At 34.6% G+C, this 6,416-nt stretch carries 8 protein-coding genes; 6 read left to right on the top strand and 2 right to left on the bottom strand.

Annotated elements, in window-relative coordinates:
- Together rplI and dnaB are read left to right on the top strand one after the other, a co-directional pair.
- On the top strand, positions 1-413 hold a 413-nt coding region (rplI, locus tag ACT8VG_RS06145), incomplete at its 5' end, for a 50S ribosomal protein L9 (protein ID WP_444195419.1).
- Between the two features lie 11 nt (positions 414-424).
- Positions 425-1,786: a replicative DNA helicase gene (dnaB, locus tag ACT8VG_RS06140; protein WP_117460310.1), complete on the top strand. Its 1,362-nt coding sequence runs from the start codon at positions 425-427 to the stop codon at positions 1,784-1,786.
- Positions 1,787-1,810: 24 nt separating this feature from the next.
- Here the strand turns inward: dnaB and ACT8VG_RS06135 are convergent, their stop codons facing one another.
- Both ACT8VG_RS06135 and ACT8VG_RS06130 read right to left on the bottom strand, forming a co-directional pair.
- Positions 1,811-2,437 (bottom strand): thymidine kinase, encoded by a 627-nt coding sequence (locus tag ACT8VG_RS06135; RefSeq protein WP_022425745.1) that lies wholly within the window; start codon positions 2,435-2,437, stop codon positions 1,811-1,813.
- A gap of 125 nt (positions 2,438-2,562) precedes the next feature.
- Positions 2,563-3,207, bottom strand: coding sequence for an HAD family hydrolase (locus tag ACT8VG_RS06130; protein WP_444195418.1), 645 nt, complete (start codon positions 3,205-3,207; stop codon positions 2,563-2,565).
- A gap of 158 nt (positions 3,208-3,365) precedes the next feature.
- Here ACT8VG_RS06130 and prfA point away from each other — a divergent pair, with 158 nt between their 5' ends.
- From prfA to ACT8VG_RS06110, 4 genes are read left to right on the top strand one after another with little or no spacing between them, the layout of a single operon-like run.
- On the top strand, positions 3,366-4,442 hold the full coding sequence (prfA, locus tag ACT8VG_RS06125; RefSeq protein ID WP_006504848.1) for a peptide chain release factor 1: 1,077 nt from the start codon (positions 3,366-3,368) through the stop codon (positions 4,440-4,442).
- Positions 4,443-5,276, top strand: coding sequence for a peptide chain release factor N(5)-glutamine methyltransferase (gene prmC, locus ACT8VG_RS06120; protein WP_288209433.1), 834 nt, complete (start codon positions 4,443-4,445; stop codon positions 5,274-5,276).
- The gene (locus tag ACT8VG_RS06115; RefSeq protein WP_444195417.1) at positions 5,263-5,790 is read left to right on the top strand and encodes a GNAT family N-acetyltransferase; all 528 of its coding nucleotides are present in this window, start codon (positions 5,263-5,265) and stop codon (positions 5,788-5,790) included. The genes prmC and ACT8VG_RS06115 overlap by 14 nt, the downstream gene beginning before the upstream one ends.
- A gap of 18 nt (positions 5,791-5,808) precedes the next feature.
- A complete protein-coding gene (locus ACT8VG_RS06110; RefSeq protein ID WP_444195416.1) occupies positions 5,809-6,381 on the top strand; it encodes an HdeD family acid-resistance protein in 573 nt (190 codons plus the stop codon).
- Positions 6,382-6,416 lie beyond the last annotated feature (35 nt).

Below are 6,416 nucleotides of genomic sequence, written 5' to 3'. Positions count from 1 at the left end.
TTCGTAAGCAGGGGGAAAGCGTTAATGTATCTGACGGTTATGGACAGAACTTCTTAATTAAGAATGGTAAAGCTTTAATGGCAACAGAAACAGGTAAGAAGATTGTTGCCCAGCAGGAAGAAGAAAAGAAACAGGAAGACTTAAAGAAGAAAGAAGAAGCTCAGGAACTTGCAAAGAAGCTTGAAACTATTGTAGTAGAATTCAAGGTAAAGACTGGTAAGGATGGTAAGAGCTTTGATCATGTTTCTACAAAACATATCGCAAAGAAATTATTAGAAGAACATGGTATTAAGATTGATAAGAGAAAGTTCATCAATGCATATCCAGTAGGTGCTTTAGGAACTACTAAGTTGAAGATTGAACTTTATAAAGGTGTTATTGCGACTATCAATGTTCATTTATCTGAAAAATAAGGTGAATACTTATGGATACAAGAGAACTCCCTCATGACTTAGAGGCAGAACGTGCTTTATTAGGGGCGATGTTGATTGATAAGAATGCATGTAATGATGTCATCAACATGGCAACACCTCAGGATTTCTATCTTGATGCGCATCGACTGATCTTTACAGGCATGAAGTTCCTTCATGACGGTAATAAACCAATTGATGCCACTACAGTGACTGATTATTTAATTAACCAGAAGATATTAGAAAAAGTAGGTGGAGTAGACTACTTATTGGTACTTGCGAATTCAGTACCAACAGTCGCTCATACAACACATTATCTTCAGATATTAAATGAGAAGTCATTACTTAGAAGACTTATTAAAGAAGCTACAAACATCGTACAAGATGCTTATGGTGAAATTACTGATATTAATGATTTTATTGATACAGTAGAAAAAGATGTCTTAGAAGTCACTAGAGATAGAAATGCCGGTGAATTCAAGACAATTGAAAGTGTTGTACAGAATGTCACAGCCAGAATGAATCTCCTTCAGAAAAATGGTGGAGTTGTCTCTGGGGTAAAGACAGGCTATAAAGAATTAGATAAATTAACTTCAGGCTTCCAGCCAGGTGATTTAGTTATTCTTGCGGCTAGACCTTCTGTAGGTAAAACAGCTTTTGCCTTGAATATTGGCTTTAACTCATCACTTAATAGTGAAGAAGCTGTCGCAATATTCTCTCTAGAAATGCCTGCTGAGCAGCTTGTCACCAGATTAATATGCTGTGCAGGATCTATTGATAACGATAAATTAAAAACAGGCGCGATTTTAAAAGAGAATGCAAATAAATATTATGCAGCAGCAGATCGTGTCACACGTTGTAATTTATATATTGATGATACACCAGCAGTAAAGATTGGTGAAATTGCAGCTAAATGTAGAAGACTACAAAGAGAACAGGGATTAAAGATGGTTATTATCGATTACCTTCAGTTGATTTCTGGTCCATCTTCATCAAGAGAATCAAGACAGCAGGAAGTATCTGATATCTCTAGACAGTTAAAAGCACTAGCAAGAGAATTAAAGTGTCCCGTTATTGCCTTATCACAGCTTTCTCGTCAGGTTGAACAGCGTAAAGGAAAACCAATGTTGTCCGACTTAAGAGAATCTGGGGCTATCGAACAGGATGCCGATATCGTCGCTTTCCTTCATCGTGAAGATTATCAGAATAAAGAAAAAGAAGCAGAAACAAATGGCTTAACAGAAATTGTTGTGGCTAAGCACAGAAATGGTGCAACAGCCGATATCAGCCTTGTATTTGAAAAACAATACTCACGTTTCTCAGATTACTATACAGGTCCAGAAAACCAGAATAGTGGTGAAGGACTTAGAATTTAAAAGCAGTAGCACATGTGCCACTGCTTATTTTCTTGGTCTGAATTGTATTTTTTTCTGATTCTCAAATTTAATAGGTTTTTCTACTATTTCATGACAATGACGACAACGTGGTTCATAGGCTTCCTTAGCACCTACTAAGACAATAGGATCATTAAAAGAAGCAGGTTTACCATTAATAATACGCTGTGTTCTTGTGGCGGGTGCACCACATTTTGCACATACTGCAGTTAGCTTAGTCACGAACTCAGCACGTGTTAATAAATCAGGTAAGACACCAAATGGTTCACCACGGAAATCTTTATCTAAACCAGCAACCATTACACGTAATCCACTATCTGCAAGATACTCACAGATATCAACAACATCCTCATCAAAAAATTGTACTTCATCAATCGCTACAACATCTGTATCATAATTCACATGATTAAGTATTTCCTTTGCTTCACTGATGACAATACAAGGTACTTTACTTCCTGCATGTGAGGCAATTTCAGTTGTAGAATAACGATCATCAATCTTTGGCTTAAACACAAGAATATTTTTTCTCGCATAAGACAATACATTAATACGACGAATTAATTCTTCTGTCTTCCCCGCAAACATACATCCACAGATGACTTCTATCCATCCTTCACGATATTGATTATACATTTAAAACCTCCTAAAAGTTCACATAGATTTCACATACTCACTGTATTATACAATTGTAGAAAAGAAAAGCCATAAAAAATTTTCCCTTAATCCCATTAAAAAGAGTCGGTCAACATACCGGCTCTTTAATTTAATTCATTAATGACTTCATCAAGAGAATCTAATATTTTATATGTCTTATTTGCATATTCTTCTGTAGGATACTTCATATCAGGAATACAGATCACTTTAATACCAGCTGAAGAAGCTGCCTGAATACCTGCTTCACTATCTTCTAATACAAATGCTTCATCAGTCTTTACACCAAGTTTTTCACATGACTTTAAGAAGACTTCTGGATGTGGTTTACCATGAGTTACTTCATCACCACAGATAGAATCATCAAAATATTGTGTAATATGAGCCTGTGCAAGAATAGTATCGACACGATCACGATTAGAAGAAGTAGCGACAATAGTCTTATAACCATTTTCTTTTAAATAATTAAGAAGCACTAATAAACCTTTCTTAACTGGTACACCTTCTGTTTCAAAACGTTTAGCCATTAAAGCATGTACATCTTTAATGACACTTTCAATAGGAAAGTCCTTGCCATAAGTATCGTAAAATCTTTCATAGATTCCTTTGATAGGTTTCCCTAATAAAGTTTTATAGAATGCTTCATCCATTGTTAGATTCATTGGTTTTATGATTTCTTGATAACATTCAAAAGTGACTCTTTCAGAATCAATCATCAAACCATCCATATCAAAAATAACTGCTTTAATCATATTTACAAACCTCCAATTTACATATTCAAGTATATAAGAAATAGAAAGCGTCTTCAATTAATTGCGAAAAATAATTGAATATATTATAATGGGTACGATTTGGAAGAATTAACCAATTTATATGATGAAATCAACATTATTAAAAGAAAGGATAGAAGATGAATACACTATTAGAAAGACTACAGACAGTAGAAAAAAGATATGAAGAATTAACACAGATCCTTATGGATCCATCTATCGCGAATGATATTCAGAAGATGACACAGGCTTCTAAAGAACAGGCTTCTTTAGAAAAGGCTTATAACTTATATAAAGAATACAAGGCTTTATTAGATGGTATCGAAGAAGCCAAAGAATTATTAAATGAAAATGATCCTGAAATCAAAGAAATGGCTAAGATGGAATTAGAAGAATTAGAAAAGAAACAGCCAATCATGGAACATGATATCCAGATTGAATTAATTCCTAAGGATCCAAATGATGAAAAGAACGTAGTAATGGAAATCCGTGGTGCAGCCGGAGGAGATGAAGGTAATATCTTCGCAGGTGACTTATTTAGAATGTATTCTAAGTATGCTGAATCACAGGGATGGAAGATTGAAATTGAAGATGCTCAGCCTTCTGAAGCAGGAGGATATTCACTTATATCATTTATTATCAAGGGGAATGGTGTATATTCTAAGATGAAGTTTGAATCTGGTTCACATCGTGTACAGCGTGTGCCTAAGACTGAAACACAGGGACGTGTTCATACATCAACTGCCACAGTATTAGTTATGCCAGAAGCAGAAGAAGTAGATATCGATATTGATCCAAAGGATTTAAGAATTGATACTTACCGTTCATCTGGTGCTGGAGGACAGCATATCAATAAGACTGACTCTGCCGTACGTATTACACATATTCCAACAGGAATTGTAGCAACAAGCCAGGATGGTCGTTCACAGCATGATAACCGTGCGAAGGCTATGCAGTCATTACGTACAAGAGTTTATGAAGCTAAATTAAGAGAAGAAGAAGAAAAACTAGGAAACGAACGTCGTAATAAGATTGGTTCAGGTGATCGTGCTGAAAAGATTAGAACATACAACTATCCTCAGAACCGTGTCACTGACCATCGTATTGGTTTAACTATTCAGCAGTTAGACCGTATTATGGAGGGTAAACTAGAACCAATTATCGATGCATTAATTAATGAAGACCAGAGACTAAAACTTCTAGGAGAAGAAGAATAAGTGCTATTAGGTGAATTACTTAAACATGCACATGATTTAATTGATGATCCACATACAAATATCCCTGAAAGACTCTATGAAGATCTCACAGGAGATGCTTATTATCAACTATTGTTGAAGAGGGAAGAGCCTGTTGAAGAGGCTCTTCTTATGCAATATAAGGATTATTTGGATAGATATTTAAAGGGCGAACCTTATCAGTATATTATTGGAAAAGAATATTTTTATGGTAGAGAGTTTGATGTCAATCCAAGTGTTTTAATTCCTCGTTATGAAACGGAAGAACTTGTAGAAAAGGTTTTATCTTATATAAAACCAGGAATGGTTGTGGCAGATATAGGTACAGGCTCAGGTGCTATTGCAGTCACATTAGCTTGTGAATCTAAGGCAGATCTATATGCAGTAGATATCTCTAAAGAAGCTCTTAAAACAGCATCTCATAATGCGAAGAAACATGAAGCTTCTGTCACATTCTTAGAAGGAGACTTATTACAGCCTCTTATAGATCGAGATATTCACGTAGATATTCTTGTTTCTAATCCTCCTTATATTGATTATGATGAAGTATTAGATCCTCGAGTAGTGGATCATGAACCACATCTTGCATTATTTGCGGATGATCATGGTTATGCATGTTATGAAAATATATTTAAACAAGCTCCTTCAATATTAAAGGAGAAAGCGATTCTTGCATTTGAAATTGGATATAATCAAGGAGAAAGAATGAAACATCTTGTTCCTCTCTATTTTCCAGATGATACATTTGAAGTCATCAAGGATATCAATGGAAAGGATAGAATGTTGTTCATTTATCATAACTATGAAAATATTTGAAACTGAACGTCTTACAATTAGAACACTTGATGAAAATGATATTGATCGTCTTGTAGAATATCGCAGTAAAAAGACTGTGTCTCAGTATCAATCCTGGAATAGATATACAAAAAGAGATGCGGTGAAACTCATCAAGAAGTGTAAAGATACTGTAATAGAGCATAAAAAAGGGTCTATGCAGTTTGGTGTTACAATCAAAGGAAGCCAGCATCTTATTGGTGATTTACATGTAGAGATCATGGCACCTCATACATTCTCTATTGGTTATACGTTGGACGATGTTTTCTGGAATAATGGCTTTGGCACTGAAGCGGTACTCGGACTCTTAAGCTATATGCATGAAGAACATGGTTTCTTCAAATGTATTGCCTATATCTATAAACAGAATGAAAAATCAAGACATCTCTTAAAGAAGATTGGTTTTAAGAAGTTTGATGAATCTTTTTTCTATGGAGATGAAGGATATATTTTTGACCTCGGTAACTTACAAAACATATATTTTGTGCTACAATAACAGATACGAGGTGGAACTATGATTAAAGAATATATTAAGAAGTATAGTAAAGCATCTATCATCACATCAGTGATTATGATTGTTGCTTCAGTATTGTTGATTGTTTTCCCAAAGACAATGTTGGATATTGTGGTTTATGTGATTTCAGGTGCATTATTTGTGGATGGTCTCATTCATCTTGTGACTTACTTTGCGTTAACTCATGATATGCGTATCTTTTCTAATGATTTATTAGAAGGTATTCTCGCATTACTAGCAGGCGTTTTTGTTGCATTCAATGCAGATGCATTCATTAGTGCACTCACAATGATCATTGGCTTATGGATTGTGATCAAAGGCTTATTAAACTTACAGCTTTCATTCCAGTTACAGCAGATTATTGAATTTAACTGGTTCTGGATCTTCTTATGTGCTGTACTTTGTGTTGCATTAGGCGTATTTATTATTGTACATCCTGTTGATATGGCTATTGGTTTAACTATGGCTGAAGGTATTGTATTATTAGTTACTGAAGTATTGAGTCTTATTAAGACAATCTATGTTTTACATAAACTCAATCATTCTAAAATGTATAGATCATATATTAATTAAAAATTACCATAAAGTTACTTTTTTCATAAAGGAGA

Source organism: Catenibacterium sp. (assembly GCF_052354645.1).
Classification (GTDB): domain Bacteria; phylum Bacillota_I; class Bacilli_A; order Erysipelotrichales; family Coprobacillaceae; genus Catenibacterium; species Catenibacterium mitsuoka_A.
The sequence above is the reverse complement of the archived record's forward strand: the minus strand, read 5'-3'. Positions and strand labels throughout refer to the sequence as shown.